This is a genomic window from Desulfovibrio sp. 7SRBS1 (assembly GCF_049723905.1).
Lineage (GTDB): Bacteria > Desulfobacterota > Desulfovibrionia > Desulfovibrionales > Desulfovibrionaceae.
Genome location: NZ_JBJKFD010000001.1, coordinates 1,793,510 through 1,819,858, shown reverse-complemented (window position 1 = coordinate 1,819,858; position 26,349 = coordinate 1,793,510). Strand labels below are relative to the sequence as shown.

Genomic DNA, 26,349 nt, shown 5'->3' with positions numbered 1-26,349 from the left:
CGTGTCGCTGCTGGTACAGACAGGCAACTGAGCATAACCTTACTGCTGGGCGCGTCAATATTTTCAGGGCGTTTTCGGTTCAGCCGAACAATGTAAGTTGCCTTGCCTTGGGATCTTTCGGCGGTGAGTAGGCTTTTATGCGTGTTGCCAGGCCGAGTCGGGCGCATTCTGTTTGAAAAATATCGTACAGGCGCGCGGCATTGGGCGACGGACAGACGTAGCTGTTGCCAAAGGTTTGCATGTAGCGTTGTGCGAGGCCTGGAAAATGGGTGTCGAGCTGCTCGTAATAGTATTTCCTACAGGAATCCCGCAGGGTCATGTCTGGGGAGAAGGTTATGTAGCTGGCTCCGTTGTCTGCCGCCCGGGAAAGAACGTCGCGCAGGTTGTTGGCCGAGTCGGTCAGGAAGGGGAGCACCGGCATCATGGTTACGCCGGTGTACACGCCTGCCGAAACCAGCTGCCGCATGGCTGCAAGGCGTCGCTCCGGGGAAGGCGCGTGCGGTTCGAGAATGCGGGCCAGCTCGTTATCCGCGGTGGTGATGGTGAGGGAGACGGCAGCGTAGACGCGGCCCACTTTGCGCAGCAGGTCGATATCCCGCACCACGAGATCGCTTTTGGTCAGAACATGCACGCCAAAGCCATGGACCGCCATAAGGTATAATGTGCCGCGTGTGAGTTCCAGCTTTTTTTCCAGCGGCATGTAGGGATCATTCATGGACCCGGTGGTTACGGTGCCTTTTCGGCGTTTGCGGCCCATTTCGGCGTTAAGGATTTCCAGGGCGTTTTCCTTGGCGCGGATGTCGGAAAGATCGCCTATGCCGTAGCAGTCGCTGAGTGTGTCGCAATAGATGCAGGCGTGGGGGCAGCCCCGGTACAGGTTGATGTTGTAGTCTCCTCCGAAAAAACAATCGGGCGAGTTTCGTACAGTACCGAGAATGGTTTTGGCCGGGATGTAGCGCATACGACTTGGATGTTTGTCTTAAGTGTGGCAGTTTTTTATCGGTTTCACAGGGAAAATTTCATACCCGGCGCGCCGGGGCAAGTGTTCGATTACGGCGAGTGTACTTTTGTCAGTCATCGGACCCCAATGGAGCAAGCACGTGAAGATATTTGATCTTACCCACGTTATACAGCCGGACATGCCCATGTATCCGGGCACGGAACAGCCCATCCTGCATGCAACGTTTACCCATGCGACGCACGGCTTTTATGAAAGAAAACTGACCATGTTCTCGCATACGGGAACGCACATGGACGCGCCCGCGCATATTCTGGACGGTGGCAACACGCTGGATACGTTTGAAGCGGATTTCTTTTACGGCAAGGGCTGTGTGGTGGACTGTACGGCAGAGGGAAAAGCGGACGGCGGGTTGATCGGGCTGGACAGGCTGGCCGGTTATGAAGGTGAGCTGCGCCAGGCCGATTTTGTTTTACTGCGCACCGATTGGAACCGGTTTTGGAGGGATGAAAGATATTTTTCCGGCTTTCCCGTGCTGACGCCCGAGGCCGCCATGTGGCTGGCCCAAACCGGACTGCGGGGGCTGGGCGTGGACGCCATTTCCGTAGACACTATGGATACCGAGGATTACCCGGTGCACAAGGCCATATTGGGGAGCAATGCGGTCATCATTGAAAACCTGACCAATTTGGGAGCACTGCCCACAGGGGAATTCATGTTTTCCTGCTTTCCCCTCAAGATGGTGGATGCGGACGGTTCGCCCGTTCGGGCCGTGGCCATGGCGTGAGATAAGTTGCAAAGGAAACAAGCGAAGTGCGGCGGAGCCACTGTTCTGTAGTTCCGCCGCACTTTTTTTATTTGTTCGCGATCAGAAGTCAGCGATTACGAAGATGCTCCAACAGGGCCAGGGCTTCGGGCGAGGGCTGGACCTCGTTGCGCTGGTAGCTGCGCCCGTCGGCCGTGCGGCGCACCATCTTGCGGTCCACCAGCTCCCTGCGCAGCAGGGCGTGGTCTGCAAACAGATGGTTGTGCATAAGGATGTGGTTGATTTCCTTTTCCGTCAGCCGGGAGCGGGCAGGCAGGCGCGACCACATTACCCACAGGCAGACCATGCGCTGGCTGAATTTGCCGGGCCAGCGGATAAGGCGGCCCTGCTCGTCGAAGTAGCGCACGAGCTTTTTGACCAGCTTGAGGTTGACCTCTGCAGGAACAGAAGCGGGCTGTTGTTTCTGCAGGGCGGCAAATGCCTGCTGCTGGGCGCGGAAGTGCTGGAAGTTTCTGAAGCCTCCGGCCTTGGCCAGAAGGTTGAGCATTTCCACATGGCCGGGGGAGGTTTCCAGACCGTCGATCTGACGGCGCAACGACTTGGCAAACGTAGAGATGTCGGCCACGCAAAAGGGAAGAGCGGCTTTGGACATGACTTATCCTCGCTATCGCGCCTATCCTTTGAATAAGAATTGCCGGTGGTCGCCGACTTCCGACGCGGCACGGGGATAAGGTGTCGGGCGGATGAAAATGGGCAGGTTTAGCTCCCCGAAAGGGGCGGCGACGCCTTGGTGAACTGCCGACCGGGGAAGAGTATATGCAGTCGGCTGGAAATGTACAAGTTTACAGAGACCTGGCCGGCATTAGCTCCAGGCTGAGGATGAGAATGACGTGCTCTTACGGAATGGAAAAATTGAAGGGGCTGTCCTAGCTAAGCATCCTGTGTAAGCACAAAAGGTTTTTGCCGTCTTGGGGCAAGGAAAGATTGCGGACAATGAGGAAGATATATTCGATGCAAGAACCGGCCTACACCATGGAAGTGCAGGCCGGTACATGCTCTATAGAAACATGCTGTATTCACAGCACAGACTCATTTTTACTAATTAACCAGAGGTTGATTTCCCAATGTTTTGAGTTGGTCAAATCCTCCAGAAGAATAATAGAGTGCTGCCAGTGCGGTGTTATAGTCAGCCAAAGCGGTGTTGAGTGAAACCTCTGCATCTATCAACTCTCGAGAAGCATCAACCAACTCGGTACTTGTACCTATTCCAAGCTTGTAACGTTTGTCAGCCCGGGAATAAGTCTCTTGAGCTTCGTTGACATATGCTCGGGAGAGGTTGATCTGGTTACGATATTGAATGACGTCAAGGTAACTCCGCTTAACCTCGGCGGCAACGTCTTCTTTGAGCTTTTGATATTTGAACACGGCGCTTTGGGTTTTCCGTTTCTGCTCTTTAAGGGCATAGTGGGTACTTGTTCCCTCGAAAAAGTCCCAGCGAACGTTCAGCCCCACGGCGTACGTTTCGTGGTTTCCATCAGCGTATGGATAATGCACATCATAGTTGCTATTCCATACTGAACCATAATCGAGTTCTTTCTGGTTGTACTCGGCAAAGGCGGAAACTTTGGGATAGTATTCTCCTTCAATAACCTCTTCGCCCTGTTTTGATATCTCCGCATCCTTTTTTCGAACCAGCACATCTGGGCGGGTTTTAAACGCCATGTCAATATAAGTGGACAGACGGTCTAGTGTGCAGATTTGGACATTTCCCAGACTTCCCTTGAAGATAACCGCTGCATCCTGAGGCAGGGAGAGAATGGAGATGAGCCTGGCGCGTTGCGTATCAACCCTGTTTTCCGCTGCCGAAAGTTGACTTTTGGCCTTGGCAAGCTGGGTCTGCATCTGCAGGACATGCAACCTGGGTTTCATCTGTCTTGCATAAAATGCCAGCGCAGATTTGAGCTGGGCCTGCATGCGTTCTACAGATTTACGGTAGCTTTTCACATTTTCAACTGCGCTGAGCAGCGTAAAGAATTCTTTTTCCGTATTGTAGAGCGTGTCCAGTTCTACATATTTGAGGTAAAGAGCTGCCCGTTCTTTTTGGAGCCCCGCCCCTGTGTAGCGGCTAAAAGTTGGCATGTCGAAGACCGTTTGGTTGATGCCAAGACGCCTGTCATTACTGGCTTGAGTTATATAGTCCGGGTTTGTCTCCCTATGTTTGAGCCCCTCCTGATTTTTGGCTAGCATACTGGCATATGCATGAGGGAGCATAGCGCCTAAAGCACGTTTTTTACCTGCTTTGGCCGAGAGAAGTTCTTCTTTAGCCGAAAGGACAGTTTTGTTATGTTTTAAAGCCTGTTCCAGAGCCGTAGCCAAGGTGAACAATTGTGGGACAGACTTTGAAGCATCTTCGATCATCTGCCCGGCGGGGATTTGGCAAGTTACATTTTCCGTCGCACACGCGCCAGTGCAGAATTGGAGGATGAGCAGCAGAGACACGCCAAGCGTGCTCGTGCTTCGTATCAGCATTGCCATTGAGCATTACTCCCGCAGGGCTCGCCTGAAGTTTTCAATGAGGGGTTCCATTATGTAATCAAGAAAGGTGCGCTTTCCACGGCTAAGAAAAACAGTGACCGGCATACCCGGTGTGAGTTCTAGTCCTTGGGCTTTAACCTGATCGGCATTGAGTTCCACATGGACTTTAAACATGCTGTGCTCACCGTAGGGAGTGCGTTCCAAAACACTGTCCGCAGCTACATACACTACCTTGCCGTCCACAGGATCAACTTCACGACGATTGAAAGCATTAAGTTCAATGCGTGCAGGCTGGTTTACGTATACCTTGGAAATGTCAATGGGGCGGACATTGGATTCAACGATCAATTGTTCTTTTTCCGGGACGATTTGCATGAGCACCTCCCCCGGCTTGATTACTCCGCCTTCGGAGAAAACGCGTATATCCACTACAACGCCGGAGACAGGGGCTACTACATCCAGGCGATTTTGGGCGTCCATCAGAGGTTTTAGCCGGTCTTCCAAATCGTAGAGTTTATTTTGTATTTCAGATAGTTGTGCTGTGGCTCGCTCCAAATAACGAGTTTTCAGATCTCCTATGCGGACGCGGATTTCCGTGATCCGCTCTTGATTTTGTGCGGTGTCTCCCTTGAGTGCGCTACGTCGCCCCTCATGTGCGGCTAGTTCGCGTTCCAGGGCAAGAACTGGGGGCTTTTCCAAATAACGTTCTTTGAGCAGTTCGCGTTTGTCCTTGAGCTCTTCCTGCAGTACCCGGATGATGGTATCTTCAGAGGTAACCTGTTCCTCAAGGCCAGCTATTTGTTTTTGGATTTGCTCAATCTGGGTGTTAAACAAGTGAATTTGCCCTTGCAGGGATTCACGTTGAGAATCGAAGACTTCCTGCTCAGCCTGCATCAGCCCCTTCACATTGGGATCCTGGTTCTCATCCAAAAGTTCCTTGGGCCAGATTATCTGTTTGTTAAAGTCCTTTTCCGCATCCAGTCTGGCTTTGACTGCCAGAGCGGCTTGCCGCTGGCCATAAAGCATGTCTACATGAGATCTGACAGTTGCACTTTTCAGGGTCAGCAGTTTTTGCCCCTTGACCACCCTGTCACCGTCGCGCACCCAGATTTTTTGGACAATGCCGCCTTCCAGATGCTGTACTGCCTGGCGATTCTTTTCCACTCTGAGGGCACCAGGAGCGATAATCGCTCCTTCCATTTTTCCGACAACGGCCCAAGTTCCGAAACCACCGAAAAAAAGTCCGACAATGACCAACCCCATGATGATGTAGCGATTGGGATTGGTGTGGATTTTGGATGAAGAGTTGGAGTTAATGGTACGCATCTCAGTTTCCTTTCATTTTCACAACACCGCCGGCAGGACGGGGAAAAAAAGCTGGTTTGGGCTTTTGCGTCTGTTGCTGGGCCTGCTGTTGCGCGCCCTGCAAGGCCTGGAGTACGTGTTTGCGTTCGCCGAACTGTGCGACGCGTCCGCTGTGCAGTACAAGCAGCTTGTCCATAGTGGAGATGGTGCTCATCTTGTGGGAAACAACGATGACCGTGGCTTTGTCTTCCTTAAGGCGCTGTAAAGCAGCCAGCAGATGCATTTCACCTTCTTCGTCCAGGTTGGAACTGGGCTCATCCAGGATCACGAGTTTGGGATTGCCATACAGAGCTCGAGCCAATCCCAGGCGCTGGCGTTGACCGCCGGAAAGCGAAGCTCCGCCTACGCCAATACGTGTGTCGTATCCGTTGGGAAGGCGCAGGATCACTTCATGGGCTCCGGCTTTTTGGGCAGCTGCCACGATGTCTTCGGATTCATAGTCCTGAAAACGTCCTATGTTGTCGGCGACGGTCCCGGAAAAAAGTTCAACATCCTGTGGAAGGTAGCCTATATACTTCCCCAATTTCTCTTGGTCCCAGGCAAAAACATCGGCCCCGTCCAGGCGAACCTTACCCATGCTGGGAGGCCAGAGTCCTATGAGCAAACGGCAGAGCGTGGTTTTTCCAGCCGCGCTCGGTCCGATGAGGCCCATGGATTCTCCAGCCTGGAGTTGGAACTGGACACCTTGGATAAGATAGCGTCCCCCCGGTGCTACAAGGCTGATTCCTTCACAGGAAAGGTTGCCGGTAGGGGCGGGCAGGTCCATGGGAACATGTTTTTGTGAGTCCTTGAAATGAGCATTAAGCCGTTTATAGGATTCTACAGCGTCCGCCGTCTGTTTGTAGGCGGCCATTCCTTGCTGGATAGGGGCTAATCCACGGCCCATAATGATTGAGGAAGAAATCATGACGCCTGCGGAGCATTCTCCCTTGAGGGTCAGCCAAGCGCCTACACCATAGATGGCTACCTGCATAAAGGTACGGAAAGCACTGGTGAAGGCATGGAGCACACCTGCGGATTTGCTGGCATTGGTCTGGAGTTCAATGACTTTATCGTTGAAGGAATTCCAGCGTTGTGTCAGTCCGCCCAACATGCCCATGCTACGCACAGCTTCAGCGTTGCGCATGCCCAGAGAAACAAGATCCTGGGATGCATTGGAATACATATTTGCTAGGGCCAGGGGTTTGCTGGCCAAACGGTCTTGCAATATGCCGGTGATGAAAATGACAACCCCACCACCCAAAGCGACCCACCCCATTAATGGGTGCAGAACGAAGATGAGGCCGATGAAAATAGGAGTCCAGGGGACGTCAAAAAAAGCGAAGATCGCATTGCCGCTGAGATAGTTGCGCATGATCGAAACATCTTTCAGTGTGGCTGCGCTTTGTTCCCCCTGGAACGCGGATTTGCGGATCATGCCGGAAAGCACATCCTCGCTCATCTGGTTGTCCATGGCCACGCTCATACGGACCAGAATACGAGACCGGACGAATTCCAGCAGAGCCATGGTGATCAGGGCTCCAATGGCCACAACGGTAATGACCATCAGGGTAGGCATGCTGTAGCTGGTAAGCACCTTATCGTAGATAAGGAGCATGTAAATAGAGAACGTCAGTTGAAAAAGGTTGATGAACAGACTGAAAAAACCTGCGTACAGCAGATATTTTTTCCAGGCCTTGAGAAACTTCTTCATTATTTGGATTCCTGCTCACTTTCTGTTGTGCGGGGCATGATTCTGTTGATTTGTCCCAGGGACATCAGATGGGCGTACAGGGCTGGCAATACGCCTTTGGCGCGCAGGTCGCAGAAATCTTCGTCCGAGAGATCGTTAAGTTTTTTTTCGTTTACGAAATACAGACCTTCAAGTGGGATTGCCTGCTGTTCTTCGCCCTGCCTGACTGTGATGGCAAAAGGGACAAGTAGTTCTTTTTCTACAAGCAGGTTGCCCAGAAGTTGGGCCCTGGCCTGCTCGGTGTGTAGGTTCTGCAGCAGATTTTTGGCTTGTTCGAGCAATGGGGCAGGGGCGCCGTCTTCAGTGAAAAGCGGCTCACCATCGGTCTCGGAAATATTCTGGGCCGTGCGCTCCAGGCACACTGCAAAATTTTCGCCTTTCTCGTCGGTTTGGGCCAGCAGGAAAGGGTAACTGCGAAAGACCGCAGGGATATATTCGTACAGCCATGTTCCATTTTTCACTGCGGCATTCCCTTTTTCCGGAAGTCCCAGCAGGGCGATGGGGGCCACTGCGGATTCAAGCTTGGCAAAAAGAACAGGCAGTTCACGGGAACAGGGGACGACTTCAGCCAACCCGAGAAGGGCGGAAGTCTGGTCGGCGCAGAACTCAAAGTTTTCAAAAGGGGTGATGCGCAGCTTGGCGTCGTTGGTGCTGTCGATTGGCCGGGGATCATTGAACATGTTGTTTCTCCATGAACTGCAGAACTAAGCTGCTTTGGTCTGTTGTACTATGATGGGCATAGACGCCAACGGTTTCCATACCTTTCCAATATTGGTGCTTATCAAAGCCACGTGCATTCCCGGTTGAGCAAAAAGTATTTGCTCAAGCCGGATAAGCACTTTCTGGGGAGTAGCTGTTAAAGAAAGTTCGAATTGTTTGAGTGGGAGCGCTGTTTTGTCAGGAGCAACCAAGTCGATGCGGACGGTGGAAGGAACACCGTCCGCATCGGCCTGACAAAGCATTCCGATGAATGCTCCCTGAATCGCGGCAGGAAACCGAGGTGTGTTTATGCTCTCGATTACCTTTATATATGATACTTGGCCTGTGCGCGTGTCTGTAAGAGTGTCACCGCAGAGAACGGAGTGAAAAACGGTCAACATGCGTCAACTCCGTTATTGCTGCATGGTGGTCGGGTCAATGACCACCACTGGCGATTGGGATTTGTACAGCGTGTCTTCTGCGCCAACCAACAAAATGCCTTCCGTGCTGAGCGGATTGTCAGCCGGAGTGGCCATTTCCGCGCCAAAATTTTTGGAAAGCAGATAAACGAGGTAGGAGTTCAGGGAAACCCCTTCCTGTTCCGCTTTTTCCGATAATTCCCTGTGGAGCGAGGAAGGCATGCGGAGGCGTAATTGGCCGCTGAAACTTTTATTCATTGAGAGAGAAACCCTGTTTTTTGTTGCGGTTCCATATGTGGAACCACGGATAATTTGCCATGCCTTTTGGGAGAGGTCAAGAGGGGTTGGGCAGAAAAATCGTAATTGGTATGCAGCAGAACTGCTGCATGCCAATTACGACAGCTTCTCGAAGGAAAAGGAGATTTCCATATATCAGCTAGACCTTTTAGAGGAGAATGGGTAATCCCAGCAAGCTTTGGATGTTTGGCAAGGGTTATGGCGTATTGAATAATGTTGTTGTCGGCTGTACGAAAAGAAGTTCGTAAGGTCGGCAAAGAATTTTACAGGAGTGGTGATGCTGGAATTTTCCATATCCCCAATAGAAATGCTTGCAAGGCCATGGCGCAATCGTGGTTTGCTTCGTACGATGACAAGGCGGGAAATTCAGGGACGCTATCGTGGGTCACTTTTTGGCCTTTGTTGGGCCGTCTTAAACCCGTTGTTTATGTTGGCTGTATATACTTTTGTTTTTAGCGTTATTTTTAATGCTCGTTGGGGTGGGGGAAGCGGATCAAAGTCGGAGTTCGCTCTGGTACTTTTTGCGGGACTCATCATCTTCAACCTTTTTGCAGAATGTTTCAATTCTGCTCCGAGGATTATCCCGGCAAACGTGAACTACGTCAAAAAGGTGATTTTTCCGTTGGATCTCTTGCTCTGGATGAATTTGGGGGCAGCCTTGTTCCATGCCCTGATCAGCCTCGGTGTATGGGTTTTTGCGTATTTCATTCTGTGTGGAGTCCCCCCCGTGACCATTTTCTACCTTCCGTTGGTGTTGATTCCTTTGGGAGCTTTCATCATGGGAGTTACCTGGATACTGGCATCGCTTGGAGTATTTTTGCGCGACGTGGCCCAGGTTGTGGGACTGTTGACCACGGTTCTGATGTTTCTTACACCGATTTTTTATCCCATAACGGCCCTTCCGGAATCGTACAGGCCGTTACTTTTGTTGAATCCTCTGATGCCTGCCATTGAGCTTGGTCGCAATGTGATGTTTTTCGGAAAGCAGCCCGACTGGGTTTTGCTCGGTGGGTACTATGTGGCCACCGGAGTTATTGCCTGGTTGGGGTTTGCCTGGTTTCAAAAAACACGCAAGGGGTTTGCGGATGTCCTCTGATGTAGTGATTTTGGCTGAAAAGCTGAACAAATGTTATTTTATATACGATAAGCCCCAGGATCGTTTGTTTCAAATGCTCACGCGTGGTAAAAAAAGATTTTATCACGAGTTTTGGGCACTGAAGGATGTTTCCTTTGAGGTAACCAAAGGAGAGATCGTAGGCGTTATTGGGCAGAATGGTTGTGGAAAGTCCACTCTTTTGCAAATGGTCTGCGGTACGCTTGCTTCTACGCGGGGAAAGTTGGAGACCAAAGGGCGTATTGCCGCCCTGCTTGAATTGGGTATTGGGTTCAATCCGGACTTCACGGGGCGCGAGAATGTTTTTCTCAACGGGGCGTTGTTTGGTTTCTCTGAGGAGGAAATGAACGAACGCCTTGCCGAGATTACCGCTTTTGCCGATATCGGTGAATTCCTCGATCAACCGGTCAAGACATACTCCAGCGGTATGACTGTTCGCCTGGCTTTTGCCGTTGCCACACACGTGGAGGCGGACATTCTGCTCATTGACGAAGCTTTGTCGGTCGGCGATGCTGCATTTCAATTTAAATGCCTGAAACATATGGAGAACCTGCGGAGAAAAGGGATAACCATTTTGTTCGTGTCCCACGACATGTCCCTTGTGCAGAGTTTTTGTTCTCGGGCCATTTATTTGCAACACGGCGAGGTCAAGGCCGATGGCCACCCCGAAGCGGTAGCGGCACAATATTTCTTTGACACTCGTGAACAGCACCGCAGGGCCTTGGGGCTCAAGCATCCGTTGCGTCAGCAGACGCCCTTGGGAAATCCGCCGGAAGCCGCAGCTTTTGGTAACGGGATGGGCGAAATTGTAGATGCATTGTTTTCGGAAGAACACGCCAGGCAGATTCAGATGCCGCTGGGAGCCGAAGTTCGGCTTAACGTGGAATTACGCTGTCCTCCCGATGAAGATGTGGCGCTGGCGGTTGCCATTCAGAACCATAGGCTTGTTGAAGTCAGTGGTAGGCGTTTTGCTCTTGAAGCCAATGGGCATGCACACCGGCGCGTGCAAATAACTTTGCCCGGAGTGTTTGCGCCCGGCGATTATTTTGTGACCTTGCGTCTGGTCCAGCAAATTACACATATCGACTATCTCCCACTGCAAAGCCAGATTGCAGCTCTGCATTTTCAGGTCATCGATCCCAAAGGAGAGCAGGATTTTCTCGGGCTGTGCCGTACAGCAGTGCGTCTCGAGGAACTTCCTTCGCAACCTCTTCGTGTGGTTGCGTTGCTGGCAGTCCGTAACGAAGAATTGTATATGGAGCGGTGCATTCGTCATCTGGTGGAGCAGGGAGTGGAAGTCCTGGTTATCGATAATGACTCCACCGATGCCACCGCCCAGATAGCCCGGGAATGGTTGGGCAAGGGCGTTATCGGCATTGAAAATTATCCCTTTGAAGGCTTCTACGACTGGAAAGGGCTGCTTGAGTTCAAGGCTAGGTTGGCTCAGTCAGTGGAAGCGGACTGGTTCATCCACCACGATGCCGACGAAATTCGGCAAAGCCGCCGAGAGGGAGAGACTCTGGTTCAGGCACTGACCCGTCTGGATGGACGGGGCTACAATGCCATCAACTTTGACGAATATGTTTTTCTGCCCCAGGACCGTGGTGGGCTGTTGCTGGACAAGGCCCTGCCTGGAACGGACTATGTTGCCGATTTTCCTTTGGCATACTATTTTGCCCCTACTGGGCAGCACCGCATTAACGCCTGGAAAAAGAACGGGCATCCCGTGGACCTGGCTGGTTCCGGCGGGCACCGGGTTTCTTTTCCCAATCTGCGTCTGGCGCCAGAGCGTCTTGTGCTTCGCCATTACCCGTGTTTGAGCAAGGAGCACCTGGAGGCCAAATACGGAGCGGAGCGAGTGTATTCTCGGGAAGAAGTCGAAAAGTTGGGGTGGCATGGCGACCGTGTTGGGTTTAAGGCCGCCAATGTGAGCTGGCCGCAGCCGGAGAAACTTCTTTCTTTGGAAGACGGATGGCCCACGGATAGAATTTGGACAGGGCATCCTTTTTTGGGGAAAGAGCATAAAGTTCTGCGTCCGGTGCCTTTTGTGGTGGGAGTTGGCAGGTCTGGGACAACCCTTGCGCGATTGATGCTGGATGCCCATCCCGAACTTTCCATTCCTTCGGAAACCATGTTTTTGGCGGGGCTATTGGATTCGCCGCCAGCTTCGGTCGAGGAATTTACCAATGCTGTGACCCAGTGTCATACCTGGGGAGATTTTCATATTTCCGAGGACGAACTGCGGACGGCATTGGACAAGTTGGAATCGTTTTCCCTGGGAATGGCTGTCCGGACTTTTTATCAGCTTTACGCCGCAAAGCAGGGGAAAACCAGATGGGGGGATAAAACCCCTCCCTATGGACAATACGTGGACCGCATTGCCGATATTCTGCCCGAAGCGCGTTTTATCCATATGGTCCGGGATGGCCGTGATGTGGCCTTGTCGTATCAGGACAAATGGTTTGGCCCCGAAGATAAGAGCATGAGTTCCATGGCGACTTTTTGGGAAGAACGTATCTGTCTGACGCGTCGCTTGGCGGAAAGTCTGCCCGCAGACAGGTACATGGAAGTCCGTTTTGAGGATTTGGTAATGGTTCCGGAAGAGACCTTGCACCGTATTTGCGACTTCCTGCACCTGCCGTTCGATGCGGCCATGCTTGATTATCACCAGAAGGCCCAGGAGCGGCTGGAGGAAATGCAGGACCACGAAAGCAATGGCCAGCAGATTGCCGCCCGTGAGGATTTGCTTCGTATCCATAAGAATACGCTCCGTCCTCCAGACCCGGGGCAGATCGGTAAATGGAAAAACGCTCTGGATGCCGCAGATATTGCTACGTTCGAATCCATTGCCGGTGATCTGCTTAGGGATTTCAATTACGAATTGGTTACGGAGAATGTGCACGCATGAGCTGCGATATAATCTTTGTTTTGGGAATGCACCGCAGCGGGACCAGCCTGCTTACACGTGGCCTCCAGGCCATAGGAATCGAACTGGGCGAAAACCTTCTTCCGCCGGTTCCCGGAGACAACGACAAAGGGTATTTCGAAGACCGGCGTCTGCATGACCTGGATAATGAACTGCTGGAACAGTTGGGGCGTACCTGGAGCAGCCTTCATCTTCCGCCGGAACATATTGAGTCTTCTCCCGAACTTGAGGAGGCTGGCAGGGCGTTTCTTCGGGAAAAAGCAGGGGTGGGAAAACCGTTTGCCCTTAAGGACCCGCGTCTTTGTCTGTTGCTGCCCTGGTGGCTGGATAGGTGTAGGGAAGTGGAGTTGCAGCCCGCATATGTACTGGCGTTGCGACATCCGCTCAGCGTGGCCAAATCGGTATGCAAACCGGGAACGGCCCGGGGAGATGTGGCGGTAGTCAAAGCTTTATGGTTGTGGTACCTGCACCTTACATGTGCCGTGCGCAACAGTATGGGAGGCCTCAGAGTCGTCGTGGATTATGACCTGATGATGGATGCCCCTGTGCTCCAACTGCAACGAATCCAGTCCGCGTTGCATCTGCCCGAGGTGGAGCCGGAACAGGCTTTTCTGGACTTTTTTGTCGATCAGAGTCTGCGTCACTCGCGGTATCAGGTACAGAGCCTCATGGATCATCCCGACGTGAGTTCCGGGATGATAATGCTGTATAAGATGCTGCGGGATTTGGCGGAAGATGCCATTGCACCCGAAGCCTCGGAAAGTGAAGCGGTTTTTGCCGCCAGCCTGGAGCATTTGGCCGATATCGGGCCGCTTCTTGCCTATATTAGTCATCAGGATGAGCTGTTGCGCGCCGTCCAGTGGGAAATGGGCAAGACAACCACGGAGAAGGCTTATTTGGAAGATTTGGCCGCCCAATTGGCGCAAGTAAGGGAGCGCAACGAAAAAGAGCGGGAAATCCACCTAAGCAAGTTGGCATCCTTGAAAAAAGAGCTTGATGTTCAGAAGGCCGAACTTCAGAATGCAAGAAACGACGCCTTAGCGGTTCGGGCCCATCTGGAGACTGTGTTGAACAGCCGCTCCTGGAGGCTCACGGCCCCTCTGCGTAATTTGGGATCACTCGTAAAAAAACCTTAGCCACTACATTATATATGACATCCAACGTTCAATTGTTTTTTTCCTGTCTTCGGCAGTATGGCTGGAGCCATACCATGCATTTGGTCCGCAGAAGGCTTGTTCGCACTTCCGCGCGGGTATTCCCTCGAACAACAAGCTTGTTTTGCGGGCAGGTCATCCCCATAGAGCCATCGCCAAAGACCGCGCTGTCTGCTGGTGATTTGGTGGCGCGGCGTTTTCAGAATACATCTCCTTTGGTCACGTATCTGAGTTCGGAATCCATTTGTCCCCGCGTTACCATGGTTACGGACAGTGTGAGTCCGGGGAGTCTGTTCGGTGGTGTGGGCACGGCCATCATTCTTTCGGCCCTGCTGGCGGAGAAAAGATCGGCCAGGTTGCGGATCATCACCCGGCAGGGACCAGCGCATCCCGTCGGAGTCTCGCAGGTGCTCAAAGCGTATAAACTGGAGCTTCGGAACGAACCGCAATTTACCTACGCCCCGGATTTTGGGAGTTCTCCCGTGGATAGGCAGGAGGGCGAATTGTTCGTGACCACGTCCTGGTGGACCACAGTCTCCACTCTTGCCGGAGTTCCGGCCCAAGATATTTTGTATCTGCTGCAGGAAGACGAGCGGATGTTCTACCCGGAGGGCGATGAACGGCAGCTTTGTAGAGCACTTTTGGAGCGAGACGATATTGATGTGGTGGTAAATACAAAGTTGCTGTACGATCATCTTGTGGAAACAGGCCTGCCTCATCTCCGGGAAAAGGGAATGTGGTTTGAGCCGTCGTTTCCGTCCAGCCTGTTTTTCCCCCGTCCTACGGAGAGCGAAACCAAACGCAATTTGGTTTTCTATGCCCGGCCGAACAACCTGCGCAACATGTTCTACATGGGGGCCGGGGTGCTGGACGAGGCTGTCCGCAGGGGAATTCTGGATCTGGACAAATGGGAGATTATCCTGTTGGGTCGTGATATACCGAACATGCGGATTGGCGGGGTGGAACCACAGCAGTACACGAACCTTCCCTGGCAGGAATATGCCAAGCTGGCGGGACAGATGGATGCCGGTCTTTGCCTTATGGCGACACCGCATCCCAGTTATCCCCCTCTGGACCTGGCGGCCAGCGGCGCTGTCGTGCTGACCAACCGGTACGGGAAGAAGCAGGACCTGTCCGCGTACAGCCCAAACATTATCTGTGCGGATTTGGATACCGAATCCTTGTTGCAAGGGTTGGACAAAGTGCTGAAGTTGGCCGAAAATACACCAGTGCGCGAGGCGAACTACCGTAAAAACGGTCTGCAAAACAATTGGAGGCAGTCTTTTAACGATGTGGTTGGTGCGTATGGGGGGAAAGAATAAGATGCGTCTGTTGGAGGCGGTGGCTCCGGCCACATATTCAGACCCGTGGAACAGGCCTGTGGCTACGCGCTGGGCACAACTGTGGAGCGGTGCTCCCCGTATTGCCTATGTTTATGAAAGCCCGGACAACAGCACCTTCCGTTACCGTGCGTACAATATGGTTCAGGCTCTTCGCATGGGCACCGAAAATGTGGGAGCGGCATATTTCTTTTTGTCCGAACTCTCCATGAACGATCTGGCGCACTTGGCTGATGCTGCTGACATTGTAGTGCTCTGCCGGGTCCGGTACGATTGCAAGGTCGCCATGCTGGCCGATTCCCTGGCGCGGAAAAATAAACCCATGTTTTTCGATGTGGACGACCTGGTGTTTTCTCCCCGTCACATTCCCGTGGTAATGCAGACCTTGGGCCATGCGCACGATTGTGGGCAGACTCTGGATTCATGGTATGCCCGGGTCGGTAGGCTCAAGGCCTCTTTGGATTTGTGCAGCGGAGCCGTTGCCACCAACGATTTTTTGGCTGCTCGAATTCGCGAAGAACACAATGTTCCGGTAGCAATTGTTCCCAATTTTATGAATATGGAGCAATTGGAAATGTCCGCCCGGCTGGTGGATGCCAAGGAAAAGCTTGCGGAGAACGGCACCGACAAAGTGTGGCTGGGGTATTTCAGTGGAACCCCTACTCATAACCGTGATTTTGAATTGCTGAGTTACGGATTGGGACAGGCAATGAAGGATGATGCAAGAATTCATCTTGCCATTGTGGGATACTTGGATTTGCCGCCAGCCCTTGTTCCTTTCGAGTCGAGGGTAACGCGATTTCCTTTTCAGGACTTTGTGAATTTGCAGCGGCTGATAGCTTCAGTGGATGTGAACCTTATGCCATTGCAGGTAAATACGTTTACTAACTGTAAGTCCGAGTTGAAGTATTTTGAGGCCGCTGCCGTGGCAACGCCGAGTATTGCATCTCCCAGCCATACATACGCCAATGCCATTATCCCCGGAGAAACCGGATTTATAGCTGCAAGCCATGAATGGAAAGACGTAGTGCAAAAGGTACTGGCAGAACCGGACAAAACGTGCCAAGTTGCCCAAAATGCTTTCAGGGATGTGCTTAAAAAATACTCTCCGGAAACATGGGGCAATGAAATATTTAGGCGTCTGCAAGCTGCCTTTGATGGTGGAGAGGGTCGCAAGGAGAATGAAGAGGAAAAATTTTGGGATGTATTGACGGTCCGCTCGGCCCGCTGCTGGCGGCAGCTGGGGACCCCTGTGGTTAAGGGATAAAATTGAAAAAACACGCTTGAAAATTCATATTGAGCGTGATAGAAGTCTTCCACCTATGTTCTTTATTTCGCAAAAGCTAATGTTTTTGCTGAAGAGGTGTTCAAAGAAGGATTCCCGATCATTGGTCAAATGTGAAGGAGGAACGCCGTTTTTTATGGATAGATAACATAGATTTGGTGGTTGACAAGAACCTTGTAAAAAGGTTTTATGTGGCATGATGCTTCGGGCGCCATGATTTTTTGGGACGCCCAGTTTGTGCAGAACTTTTTCAAAATGCAAAAGGAGTAGTCTACCATGGCAATCGTGGCAACTGATTACCAGAACAAGGTTAACTCGTACTATCAGGCGACCTTTGGTCGCCAGGCTACAGTAGCCAGTTCAGCTGCTGTAGCCTGGCGACCTTTGGTCGCCAGGCTACAGCAGCTGAACTGGCTACTGGTGAACAAAATTTGCTGGATAACAGTGGCAGCGTTTGGACGGGGAATTTTCAGCAGGATTTGAGTACTGCTGCTGGCTGGGGCTCTGATGCTCCTGCTATGGCTGATGCTGAAGCCCAGGTGGCAACCGTATTGCAGAATGCTTTCGGTTCTACGTATTCTAGCCTGGATTCTTCGATCGCCGCATACTATGTGGACAATCTTGTCACCGGCTCCATCAAGCCGCGTGGTTTGGTTAACGCGGTTTTGAATGACTTGGGTCTGATGCCTAAAGTCGACGGATCCCTCGGTAAACCTGCTGGATGGGGCTTTGGCCCTGGTGTGGATCTGACGGCCGACCAAATCAATGCCTATAAGACAGACATTGGATACGTTGCTCCTTCTTCTCCCGGTGAAACCTTTGATCTCACCACTGGTGCTGACTTAGTTCAGGGCACTGCTGGTGATGATACCATTAATGGCTTGGTTGGAACCAACCCCTCCACCGGTGTGTTGACTGACACAGCTCAGAATGTAGATATCGTTTCTGGAGGAGAAGGAAACGATACAATTAAGCTTCAGACTCAGGGTGCGGGGACTCTCGGTATAACATTGAACTCCGTTGAAAACATAGAATATACAGTTTTCGCGGACCAGACCTTCAATGCTGCAAATACTACCGGGTTGGAAACTCTGACAAATACTGCTTCAATTGCTGATCTTACGGTTACTAATCTCTCGAATCTCGTAGACCTTGCTGCTAAAAGCGTGACTGGTAACAAAACCATACTTACGTATAGTGCAGATGCCGTTTCTTCTTTGACTGATGTTCAGAATATCGCTCTTGATGGGGCAACTGATGGTCACGTCCTTGATTTCAACGACGCTTCGATCGAAACGTACTCCATCGTCACTTCGGGGTCTGCAAGTAAGGTTGTTCTTGATGATATTGGTACAACCGTGAAGACGATTACTGTTGCAGGTGATCAAGATTTAAATCTGTCTTTCCTGGATTCAACAGCATCTACTGATGCAATTACTTCTTTTGATGCATCTGCTGCTACTGGTAACCTTACTGTAGATCTGATGACAAATGTTGACGCTTCGGATATGGCGGTTCAAACCGGTTCTGGCGATGACAAGGTTATCTTTGGCAATTTTGACAAGAATGATACCATTGACCTGGGTGCAGGAAATGACACCTTGGTCTTGGATATGTCTGCTTCTGTCACAACTCCCGCATCTATTACAAATGTTGAACACCTTGTTTTGGATGCAGATGGCAACTATACGTTGAATTTGAGTGACGCTGCAGCTCTCGAATCTGTAGAAGTGGGCGTGTCCGCTGCTCAGCGTACATTTACTTTGACGAATCTTGCCCCCACTGCCAATACGCTTGTGCTTAATGGTGATGGCGCAACTGCTGATGCGAGCATAGATATTGTGAACTTTGGTCTGAAAACATCCACTGGTACCAGCGATGCCTTGACGATCAATATCCAGAATATTGACGCGAATGGTAATGCTGTCGTGCCTACTGCGAAGGGTGTGCAGCTTTCAACCTCCGTAACTGCGAACGGTATTGAAACAATTACTGTTCATTCGGACCAGCTTGGTGCTGATACCAATGCCACGACTCAGGATGGCGGTGCTCTTCTTACTTTCACATCTGCTGATAAATTGCAGGTGCTGAATCTTTCGGGAACCACGCTTCTTGATCTTGATGGCGCAGCTCTTAGTGATACCGTCAAGACTGTTAGTGCTGCTGATGCTGATGGTGGCGTCCTTTTGGACATGTCAGTTGCCGAAGATGCAACGACTGTTGCTAACGGTGGAACTGGCTCGATTAGTGTCCTTACTGGCGACGGTGCTGACACAGTTGCTTCCATTCTCGGTAAGGTTGCTACTACAGTAAGTACTGGAGCTGGTGACGATACCATTTCTTTGAAGGCGGGTACGGACATCGTGAAGGCGATTTCCATTGATGCAGGTGCTGGAAACGACAGCATTGATCTCTCCGGTGATGGTTCTGCTATAGCTAAAAATGTAACAACCGGAACAGGCGTTGATTCTATCAAGATTCTTTCTGATGGTACTCAAACGAATGTTGTGGTCTCTGATTTCACGACCGGAAATGGTGGGGATATCTTAGACCTTTCGGATGCTGCAACTGATATTGTCGTTGGTGGCACAGGTAATATCACTGATTACAAGGAAGCAGCAGACTTCGCCGATGCAAATGCGTGGGGCGGCATGAACGTCCTGACCGCAACTGTTGCTACTCTTGATAAAGCAGGATTGACCGCTGTTATCGAGAATACAACAGCCTTAACTGATGGCGATAAGTTCTTTATGGTCGCTTCAAACGGTGTAGATGCTGGACTGTTTTATGTCGAGGATGCAGGCGCTGATACGTGGGCTACCGCAACAGTAACCCTTGTTGGTACATTCAGCGACGTAACCGACGCTAGCCATTTTGCAGTACAGAACTTCGCTGACTTCTTGGCTTAGTCTTACTACGTTAGCTTCCACTAGTATGCTTATTTGAGTAAGCCAATTGGCGGACTCACTCAGAAAGACCCCTGTACAGGGGTCTTTCTTTTGGTTCATCTCCCAATTCCGGGAAAGGCGGCTCTGATTTTAAGGAAAAAGTATTCGTCATCCATGAAGCCGTAGCCCATGTGTTTGATCACCTTGATCTTGTAGTTGATTTCTTCGAGCAGGCTGGTATGGAGCGGATACCGGCAGTGTGAAATGATCCGTCGATGTATGGCTTGAAACGCTTGGCGAACTTGATGAGCGGTGCAACTCGGCTCTGCATTGCGCGACTGTACCAGCCTTTCCAGAATTTTCTGGCAGCCTTGGGGTATCGATAGTCCCAGAGCCGTTTCAAATCTTCCTTGAGCACATAGACCTTCATCAAACTTCTGTTGGCCTGGAGCAAATCATAAAGTCGAATTCGGTCTTCCTGACGCACAAGGTTCTCCTTGTTGCGCAGAAGAAACCAGCGTGAGCCCTTGACCACTTTACGACCTTGCCTGTCGTTTTTGAGCCTGTTGGCATCGTCAGCTCGGACACGGTCCACGACCTCTCGCCCATACTTGGCTACAACATGGAAAAGGTCGTAAACGATCTCGGCATTCGGACATTGCGCCTTTACCTCGGCAGCATATGCACCGTTCATATCCATGGCCACAGCCTCGATGAGTTCGCAGCCTCCCGGTCCAAGCTGTTCGAAGAAAGGACGAATACCTTTACGGCTGTTGCCTTTCCCGACCCAAAGAACCCGTTTGATCGATGGCTCGACAATGATCGTGGCATAACGATGCCCCTTGCGCAGGGCGAATTCGTCCATGGCGATGACTGTTACCCCCTTGAGATCGACAGGACCAAGGCTTTCGGCCAAGTGACGCTTGTCTATAGTCTTCCCGGTTTTCCAGTTCAGTCCGTAAAGCTCGGCGACGTGCTTGATCGGAAGAATGCGGCAGAGCCGTACCACGGACTCAGCCAGCCGAGCGGTCACCCGGGCATATTTGTCGAACCAAGATAGATGCTCAAGCTTTGGGCCGCATGTCGGGCAGTGAACCCTGCGCCGGATGACGAGAAGATGAGTCCTGGCGCCAAAGATCGGCAAGTCAAGAATCCACCGCTCGACATAGTCATGGACTGTACTGACGAGCTTTCCACATCCGCTGCAACGCATTCGGCGTCGCCGAAGAGGGATTAACTCGATCCAGACCTTGGGGTGCTTGCGTTCGTCGCTGATTTCATGGCGCTGGACTGCGCCGATACGATACCCTTTCCAGCACCCAACAACTGAGTAATCTTGCTCTTGGACAACGGTGCCCTTCTTGTGTCTCTCGAAAGTGTAGGAACTGTCGAGATTACGGAGGGGTGTCGTTGTCCTCAACTTTTTATGAACCCCGGAATTGGGAGATGACCCTAATTTTGAGGGCTGTCCTAGCTAAGCATTCCGCTTAGTTTTAGGATGGCAGTATGTACGAGAGGAAAAGTAGGCTTAGCCCACAGATGCGGACAAGACTCATTGAACACTTCATTGCGGGCACGACGGCACGTGCACTCGCTCAACTGGTTGGTGTCAATAAAAACACGGCCGCAACGTTCTTTATTCGTTTGAGGAAAGTCATTGCCGAGGAGATGGAAAAAACATCGCCTTTTGCTGGTGAGGTTGAAGTTGATGAGAGTTACTTCGGGGGAGTCAGGAAAGATAAACGAGGTCGAGGTGCTGATGGGAAAGTCCCTGTCTTTGGCCTGCTAAAGTGTAGTGGTTCAAACTTGATCTGACAGTCTGTTTCTTTTGACGGACTGCAATTGTCAGATTAGTTGAGCTTTGAAACGTATTCAGTCCAGAAGTGCTGTCATTCGATCATAGTTGCCATGGGCGTCTTCCCGCAACACATTTTCCCCTGATGCGTCCGTTCCGTGTTGTACTCGGCAACCCATGCGTCAAGATCAGCCTGCAAAGAATCCAATGACGTGTAGAGGGCTCGTCGAAATGCGACCTGATAAAACTCATTGAGGATGGTCTTGTGAAAGCGTTCGCAGATGCCGTTGGTTTGCGGATGTCTGGCCTTCGTTTTTGTGTGCTCGATGCCGCACACGCCAAGAAACCGTTCGTAGTCGTGCTTCTCCACACTATCGCAGTATTCCGTGCCTCTATCCGTCAATATCCGCAGAATGCCCATGCCTTCTCTTCGAAAAACGGCAGAACCTTGTCATTGAGCATGTCTGCGGCAGTGATCGGCGTCTTGGTCGTGTACAGCTTGGCCGCTGCCCATTTTGAATACGTGTCGACGAAGGTCTGCTGGTAAATGCGGCCAACGCCTTTGATCGTACCTACATAGAACGTGTCCTGGCTCCCAAGATATCCTGGATGTGCTGTTTCGATCTCGCCGTGGGCAAGATCGTCGTCCTTCTTTTTTTCGAGTGCATGCACCTGGGCTTCGGTCAGAATCATTCCCGATTCTGCGGAGAGTTTTTCCAATGCTCGAAGACGCAGCTTGAAGTTGTGCAACTCGTGCCGAAGCCAGATCGACCGCACTCCGGAAGGCGAGACAAACGTCCCGAGCTTGCGGAGTTCATTGCTGGCTCTGGTTTGTCCGTAGGCGGGAAAGTTGGTGGCATAGGCGACAACTGCATCTTCGATGGCCGAATCGACCCTGTTCTTCAGATTCGGCTTGCGCCGATTCTTGTCGAGCAAGGCCTCAACTCCGCCATCCTCCTTGGCTGCCTGGTACCGGTAAAAGGTGTCTCGGGAAAAACCCATAAGCTTACAAGCCCTTGAGACATTACCAAGTTCTTCCGCCAAATTGAGCAGGCCGACCTTGTGTTTTATGACGTTGTGATTGAAACTGGACATGAGGTTCTCCTTTGAGCACAGGGCTCAGTTTGATGGCGTTCAACATTTCCATCAAAAGGGAGAACCTCTTGTTTTTCAAGATGAACTGACAGATCAAATCGAAACTACTTCAGTGAGCCTACGAGATATTTTCGGAGGCTTCTTTCCCTACCCAGCTCACATCATTTTTCTTCCTTGACACACATCCGTCAAACAATGCAGCTTCCCCCAATACAGGGCTTGGATAACACTGAATACAAGGAAGCTGTTTATGACCAACTCCTCTCCCAACATCCAAAAATTTATCGGCCAGGTTTCCCGGGAAGACCGGGAGCAAAGAAACGGCCACAAGTCCTCTGTTTTCTGGCTTACAGGGCTTTCCGGTTCGGGCAAGTCCACCATTGCGCACGAGGCTGAAAAAGCCCTTTATGATAAGGGAATTCGTTCCTATGTTTTCGATGGCGACAACGTCCGCCATGGGCTTTGTAAGAATCTTGGATTTTCCCCGGAAGACAGGGCGGAAAACCTGCGGCGCATCAGCGAGGTTGCCAGCCTTTTTGTGGCAAACGGCACAGTCTGTTTTTGTGCGTTCATTGCGCCGCTGCATTCGGACAGGGAATTGATACGAAGCATTCTGGGCGACGATTACCACGAGATTTTTGTTTCCTGTCCGTTGGAAGTGTGTGAAACACGCGATGTAAAAGGCTACTACAAGCGTGCCCGGGCTGGTGAGATAAAGAACTACACCGGGATTTCCGCGCCATACGATGTACCAGTTGAACCCGACCTTGTAGTGCACACAGAAAAGGAAAGTGTGGCTGAATCCGTGCAAAGGGTTTTGGAATTTATTGACGGAATCATAACTCTGTAGGTAATGTATCTTTTTCTACTTGTTATGTACTGCGGTATTTTTAGGATGTTATTTTAAAAATATGTCAATGCAGTAATCAGTTTCGTATCTGTTGTTTCTGCTGGGTGAATTTTACTTTGGCCGGAAGATTGGCCAGAGCCATGCAGAGCAGCAGGGCCATATGAGCCGAACCGCAAGCCCGCCGGATTCTCCCTCTGGATAACCCGGTGGGCTTTTTGTATGGTGCTTCCATGTCCGAATCAGCTTCCCGAACCTTTTCCGTCGCCCAAAGCCTGGACCTGAGCTTCGACCCCAATGAAGACCGGCTGCTGCTAGTCGGCCATACTGCCGAGCATGGACTGCGCAGCATGTGGCTAACGCGCCGGCTCACACGCGGCCTTGTTGTGCATTTCTCCCGCTTGCTGCGCAGCACCAGCGAAGAAGCCGCCATGGCGCCCGAGGGTTATGCCAATGAAATTTTACGCATGGAGCATATCCAGGCTCTCGAGTCCGGCTTTGAGACTCCGGCGGATATCCCTGCTCATGCGGAGGGACACGACGAGGATGGGGTATCCCAAGGAGAGGATTCTGGTGCAGAACAGACAGACAGAGTCTTTTTTGCTTTGGAAGTGACGTTCCAGCAACGCGAGGAAAGCCTTTTCCTTGGCTTTTCCGGTAAACCATTCACTGATGGTGGAAGTAACGTTACAGGGGAACCTGAAGCGATATTTGCATTACTGCTGGAGCGGCCTCATGCTCACAAAATGTTGGCTGCCGTGTGTGGCAAGATTCGGGAGGCCGACTGGGGCGAAGACGTCCGTCCTGAATGGCTGCAAACTTCCGGCCTGGAAAGCTGTGAACATTTGGCCTGTCAGTAACGATGGTTGTACAGTATGTGAGGGCCAGAGGCTTGGGGTGAATTAAATTCCAGTAAATAGATTGGTGCCCTATCGGTTCGTGTTTCAACATACCGTAAAAAAGAGGCCATGGCGTAAGTCAGCGCCTGTTCATTCAAAAATTTCGGACAGGTCTGATGAATCAGGAGCATTCATGTTGAAAGTCTTTGGAAAGGGGAGCGCGAGGGGAAAACCATTCTTCAGAAAGCTTTCCCCCTCGTCTCTTCTCCCTCTCCCCTTCACCGCAAAGGAGGCTGCATGTCGCTGGTAATGGGCACGGCGGGCCATATAGATCATGGAAAGACCACGTTGGTGCGTGCGCTTACGGGCATCGACTGCGACCGTCTGGGCGAGGAAAAGCGCCGGGGCATTACCATCGAACTGGGTTTTGCCTACATGGATCTGCCCGATGGCAGCCGTCTGGGGATTGTGGATGTGCCCGGCCACGAAAAGTTTGTGAAGAACATGGTGGCCGGTGCGGCCGGGCTGGATTTCGTCATGCTGGTCATTGCCGCGGACGAGGGCGTGATGCCGCAGACGCGGGAGCATTTGGAGATTTGCTCCTTGCTGGGCATCGAACGCGGGCTGGTGGCCCTGACCAAGACCGATATGGTGGATGAAGACTGGCTGGAGCTTGTCCTCGACGATCTGGCGGAGTTTCTGGACGGCACTTTTTTGCAGGATGCGCCCATCGTGCCGGTTTCTGCCCAGAGTGGAGCAGGGCTGGACGAATTGAAGGCCCGTCTGGCCGAGGTGGCCGCAGCCTGCGGCAGCGTCCGGCGTATGGATTTGTTGCGTTTGCCCGTGGACCGCGTCTTTTCCATGAAGGGGCACGGCACCGTGGTTACGGGAACGCTCATTTCCGGCACTCTTGCAGTGAACGACCGCATCATGGCCTATCCCGAAGACAGGGAAGGCAAGGTGCGGTCCATCCAGCGGCATGGTGCTTCGGAAGAGACCGCCCATGCCGGGGAGCGCACAGCGGTGAACCTGCACGGCCTGGAAGTGGAGGATCTGCAGCGCGGTGACATTCTGGCCGCTCCGGGCAGCCTTATTCCCTCCAAGGGGCTGGATGTGGAGCTTACCCTTTTGTCTTCGGCGCACAGGGGGCTGAAGCACCGCAAGGAATTTCATTTTCATATGGGAAGTCGGGAACAGCTGGGCCGCGTTCACCTGCTGGAAACGGAACAGCTGGAGCCGGGCGAGACGGCAGTGTGCCAGATTCGCTTTGACGAGCCTGTCTGCGCGGTCTTTGGCGACAGGTTCGTCATCCGTTCCTTTTCGCCGCTTCGCACCATTGGCGGGGGCCGGGTCATCGGGCCGGTCAGCCACAAGATAAAGCGTTTTTCCGATCAGGTGGACCGGCTTCGTGAGCTTGCGGGCGACGATCCGGCACTGCGCATTGCATCGCAGCTGAAAATGGCTGGCGAACGGGGCGTGAATTTTGCCGGATTGCGCATCATGTCCGGGCTTGAGGACAAGAAGCTGGAAAAACAGTTGAGCGAAATGGGGGCAAAGCAGAAGGCCCTGTTGTTCGACAAGGAAGAACACGGCTATGTTTCCGGTGAGGTACTGGAGCGCCTCGGACAGGACTTTGTGGCGCATCTGGCCGGATACCATAAGGCCAACCCCATGCAGACCGGGCAGGTCCGGGTGGAAGCGGCCTCGGGCTGGGGCAGGAATCTGTCTGAAAAATTATTTCAGTTTCTGGTTGCCCGGCTGGTGAAGCGGGGCGAGGTGGTGCAGGAAGGGGAGCTGTTGCGCCTGCCCGAGCACAAGGTCTCCCTGGCATCGGACCAGGAAAAGTTGCGCACGACCATTTTGAAGGCCTTTACGGAAGGGGGGCAGGCCCCGCCCAACGTCAAGGACGTGCTGGAACCGCTGGACCTGACATTCAAGGATGCTGCCGGTGTCTTTCGTCTGCTTACGGAGCAGGGAGAGCTGCGCAAGATCAAAGAGGACATGTATTATTTTACGCCCGCCCTGCAGGAGATCGTTGCGGCGGTGGAAGTGTATTTCAAGGACCATGACGATCTCGGTCCGTCCCAATTGCGCGAGATTACCGGCCTGTCGAGAAAATACGTCATTCCCCTGCTCGAGTTCATGGACAAGGAAAAGATAACTGTACGGGTGGGAGACAGGCGAATCCTGCGCAACAGATAGGAAGACGGGAAATACGGCAGGCAGGTCTTCTGCCCGGGAAGTCGGAGTCTTGCGTGAGACACGAAAAAAGGCTTGATGAGCGGATCATCAAGC

The 26,349-nt window shown here is 52.0% G+C and carries 18 protein-coding genes and 3 pseudogenes; 11 read left to right on the top strand and 10 right to left on the bottom strand.

Annotated features, from left to right (window positions below; all coding sequences use genetic code 11):
* Positions 1-79: 79 nt before the first annotated feature.
* The gene (locus ACI0FJ_RS08390) at positions 80-961 is read right to left on the bottom strand and encodes an SPL family radical SAM protein (protein ID WP_424301697.1); all 882 of its coding nucleotides are present in this window, start codon (positions 959-961) and stop codon (positions 80-82) included.
* A gap of 139 nt (positions 962-1,100) precedes the next feature.
* Between ACI0FJ_RS08390 and ACI0FJ_RS08385 the strand changes: the two genes are divergently transcribed.
* Entirely contained in the window at positions 1,101-1,745 is a 645-nt protein-coding gene (locus ACI0FJ_RS08385) for a cyclase family protein (protein ID WP_424301694.1), read from the top strand.
* Positions 1,746-1,833: 88 nt separating this feature from the next.
* Here ACI0FJ_RS08385 and ACI0FJ_RS08380 read toward each other — a convergent pair whose 3' ends face one another.
* From ACI0FJ_RS08380 to ACI0FJ_RS08350, 7 genes are all read right to left on the bottom strand, one after another.
* On the bottom strand, positions 1,834-2,376 hold the full coding sequence (locus ACI0FJ_RS08380; protein ID WP_424301691.1) for a DUF2087 domain-containing protein: 543 nt from the start codon (positions 2,374-2,376) through the stop codon (positions 1,834-1,836).
* A 446-nt stretch (positions 2,377-2,822) separates the two neighbouring features.
* The gene (locus tag ACI0FJ_RS08375; protein WP_424301688.1) at positions 2,823-4,259 is read right to left on the bottom strand and encodes a TolC family protein; all 1,437 of its coding nucleotides are present in this window, start codon (positions 4,257-4,259) and stop codon (positions 2,823-2,825) included.
* 6 nt (positions 4,260-4,265) lie between these two features.
* A complete protein-coding gene (locus ACI0FJ_RS08370) occupies positions 4,266-5,585 on the bottom strand; it encodes an HlyD family type I secretion periplasmic adaptor subunit (RefSeq protein WP_424301685.1) in 1,320 nt (439 codons plus the stop codon).
* Position 5,586: 1 nt separating this feature from the next.
* A complete protein-coding gene (locus ACI0FJ_RS08365; RefSeq protein ID WP_424301682.1) occupies positions 5,587-7,317 on the bottom strand; it encodes a type I secretion system permease/ATPase in 1,731 nt (576 codons plus the stop codon).
* Positions 7,317-8,036 carry a SapC family protein gene (locus ACI0FJ_RS08360; protein WP_424301679.1) on the bottom strand — a complete coding sequence of 240 codons (720 nt, stop codon included), beginning with the start codon at positions 8,034-8,036 and terminating at the stop codon, positions 7,317-7,319. The genes ACI0FJ_RS08365 and ACI0FJ_RS08360 overlap by 1 nt, the downstream gene beginning before the upstream one ends.
* A gap of 24 nt (positions 8,037-8,060) precedes the next feature.
* Positions 8,061-8,456, bottom strand: coding sequence for a DUF6941 family protein (locus ACI0FJ_RS08355; RefSeq protein WP_424301676.1), 396 nt, complete (start codon positions 8,454-8,456; stop codon positions 8,061-8,063).
* A 12-nt stretch (positions 8,457-8,468) separates the two neighbouring features.
* The gene (locus ACI0FJ_RS08350) at positions 8,469-8,732 is read right to left on the bottom strand and encodes a toxin-antitoxin system HicB family antitoxin (RefSeq protein ID WP_424301673.1); all 264 of its coding nucleotides are present in this window, start codon (positions 8,730-8,732) and stop codon (positions 8,469-8,471) included.
* A 316-nt stretch (positions 8,733-9,048) separates the two neighbouring features.
* Here ACI0FJ_RS08350 and ACI0FJ_RS08345 point away from each other — a divergent pair, with 316 nt between their 5' ends.
* From ACI0FJ_RS08345 to ACI0FJ_RS08320, 6 genes are all read left to right on the top strand, one after another.
* On the top strand, positions 9,049-9,867 hold the full coding sequence (locus tag ACI0FJ_RS08345) for an ABC transporter permease (protein ID WP_424301670.1): 819 nt from the start codon (positions 9,049-9,051) through the stop codon (positions 9,865-9,867).
* Positions 9,857-12,793, top strand: coding sequence for a sulfotransferase (locus ACI0FJ_RS08340; protein WP_424301667.1), 2,937 nt, complete (start codon positions 9,857-9,859; stop codon positions 12,791-12,793). Before ACI0FJ_RS08345 ends, ACI0FJ_RS08340 begins: the two co-directional genes overlap by 11 nt.
* Entirely contained in the window at positions 12,790-13,947 is a 1,158-nt protein-coding gene (locus ACI0FJ_RS08335; protein WP_424301664.1) for a hypothetical protein, read from the top strand. Before ACI0FJ_RS08340 ends, ACI0FJ_RS08335 begins: the two co-directional genes overlap by 4 nt.
* 74 nt (positions 13,948-14,021) lie before the next feature.
* The gene (locus tag ACI0FJ_RS08330; RefSeq protein ID WP_424301661.1) at positions 14,022-15,287 is read left to right on the top strand and encodes a hypothetical protein; all 1,266 of its coding nucleotides are present in this window, start codon (positions 14,022-14,024) and stop codon (positions 15,285-15,287) included.
* Position 15,288: 1 nt separating this feature from the next.
* On the top strand, positions 15,289-16,572 hold the full coding sequence (locus tag ACI0FJ_RS08325; RefSeq protein WP_424301658.1) for a glycosyltransferase: 1,284 nt from the start codon (positions 15,289-15,291) through the stop codon (positions 16,570-16,572).
* Positions 16,573-17,021: 449 nt separating this feature from the next.
* The gene (locus ACI0FJ_RS08320) at positions 17,022-19,499 is read left to right on the top strand and encodes a beta strand repeat-containing protein (RefSeq protein ID WP_424301655.1); all 2,478 of its coding nucleotides are present in this window, start codon (positions 17,022-17,024) and stop codon (positions 19,497-19,499) included.
* Between the two features lie 95 nt (positions 19,500-19,594).
* Here ACI0FJ_RS08320 and ACI0FJ_RS08315 read toward each other — a convergent pair.
* A pseudogene (locus ACI0FJ_RS08315) lies at positions 19,595-20,778 on the bottom strand (ISL3 family transposase).
* Between the two features lie 206 nt (positions 20,779-20,984).
* On the opposite strand from ACI0FJ_RS08315, the pseudogene ACI0FJ_RS08310 reads away from it, so the two are divergent.
* Positions 20,985-21,278, top strand: a pseudogene (locus ACI0FJ_RS08310) (IS1595 family transposase); the annotation flags it as partial.
* Between the two features lie 89 nt (positions 21,279-21,367).
* On the opposite strand, the pseudogene ACI0FJ_RS08305 reads toward ACI0FJ_RS08310, so the two are convergent.
* A pseudogene (locus ACI0FJ_RS08305) lies at positions 21,368-22,368 on the bottom strand (IS481 family transposase).
* A 250-nt stretch (positions 22,369-22,618) separates the two neighbouring features.
* On the opposite strand from ACI0FJ_RS08305, the gene cysC reads away from it, so the two are divergent.
* The 3 genes from cysC to selB all read left to right on the top strand — a co-directional run bounded on the left by cysC (position 22,619) and on the right by selB (position 26,256).
* Positions 22,619-23,218 (top strand): adenylyl-sulfate kinase, encoded by a 600-nt coding sequence (gene cysC, locus ACI0FJ_RS08300; protein ID WP_424301652.1) that lies wholly within the window; start codon positions 22,619-22,621, stop codon positions 23,216-23,218.
* Positions 23,219-23,448: 230 nt separating this feature from the next.
* On the top strand, positions 23,449-24,075 hold the full coding sequence (locus tag ACI0FJ_RS08295; protein WP_424301649.1) for a hypothetical protein: 627 nt from the start codon (positions 23,449-23,451) through the stop codon (positions 24,073-24,075).
* Positions 24,076-24,351: 276 nt separating this feature from the next.
* Positions 24,352-26,256: a selenocysteine-specific translation elongation factor gene (gene selB / locus ACI0FJ_RS08290; protein WP_424301646.1), complete on the top strand. Its 1,905-nt coding sequence runs from the start codon at positions 24,352-24,354 to the stop codon at positions 26,254-26,256.
* Positions 26,257-26,349 lie beyond the last annotated feature (93 nt).

Coding starts and splice junctions, on each gene's coding strand:
- ACI0FJ_RS08390 (WP_424301697.1), bottom strand. CDS start 961: ATGCGCTACATCCCGGCCAAAACCATTCTCGGTACTGTACGAAACTCG.
- ACI0FJ_RS08380 (WP_424301691.1), bottom strand. CDS start 2,376: ATGTCCAAAGCCGCTCTTCCCTTTTGCGTGGCCGACATCTCTACGTTT.
- ACI0FJ_RS08375 (WP_424301688.1), bottom strand. CDS start 4,259: ATGGCAATGCTGATACGAAGCACGAGCACGCTTGGCGTGTCTCTGCTG.
- ACI0FJ_RS08370 (WP_424301685.1), bottom strand. CDS start 5,585: ATGCGTACCATTAACTCCAACTCTTCATCCAAAATCCACACCAATCCC.
- ACI0FJ_RS08365 (WP_424301682.1), bottom strand. CDS start 7,317: ATGAAGAAGTTTCTCAAGGCCTGGAAAAAATATCTGCTGTACGCAGGT.
- ACI0FJ_RS08360 (WP_424301679.1), bottom strand. CDS start 8,036: ATGTTCAATGATCCCCGGCCAATCGACAGCACCAACGACGCCAAGCTG.
- ACI0FJ_RS08355 (WP_424301676.1), bottom strand. CDS start 8,456: ATGTTGACCGTTTTTCACTCCGTTCTCTGCGGTGACACTCTTACAGAC.
- ACI0FJ_RS08350 (WP_424301673.1), bottom strand. CDS start 8,732: ATGAATAAAAGTTTCAGCGGCCAATTACGCCTCCGCATGCCTTCCTCG.
- ACI0FJ_RS08345 (WP_424301670.1), top strand. CDS start 9,049: ATGCTGGAATTTTCCATATCCCCAATAGAAATGCTTGCAAGGCCATGG.
- ACI0FJ_RS08340 (WP_424301667.1), top strand. CDS start 9,857: ATGTCCTCTGATGTAGTGATTTTGGCTGAAAAGCTGAACAAATGTTAT.
- ACI0FJ_RS08335 (WP_424301664.1), top strand. CDS start 12,790: ATGAGCTGCGATATAATCTTTGTTTTGGGAATGCACCGCAGCGGGACC.
- ACI0FJ_RS08330 (WP_424301661.1), top strand. CDS start 14,022: ATGCATTTGGTCCGCAGAAGGCTTGTTCGCACTTCCGCGCGGGTATTC.
- ACI0FJ_RS08325 (WP_424301658.1), top strand. CDS start 15,289: ATGCGTCTGTTGGAGGCGGTGGCTCCGGCCACATATTCAGACCCGTGG.
- cysC (WP_424301652.1), top strand. CDS start 22,619: ATGACCAACTCCTCTCCCAACATCCAAAAATTTATCGGCCAGGTTTCC.
- ACI0FJ_RS08295 (WP_424301649.1), top strand. CDS start 23,449: ATGTCCGAATCAGCTTCCCGAACCTTTTCCGTCGCCCAAAGCCTGGAC.
- selB (WP_424301646.1), top strand. CDS start 24,352: ATGTCGCTGGTAATGGGCACGGCGGGCCATATAGATCATGGAAAGACC.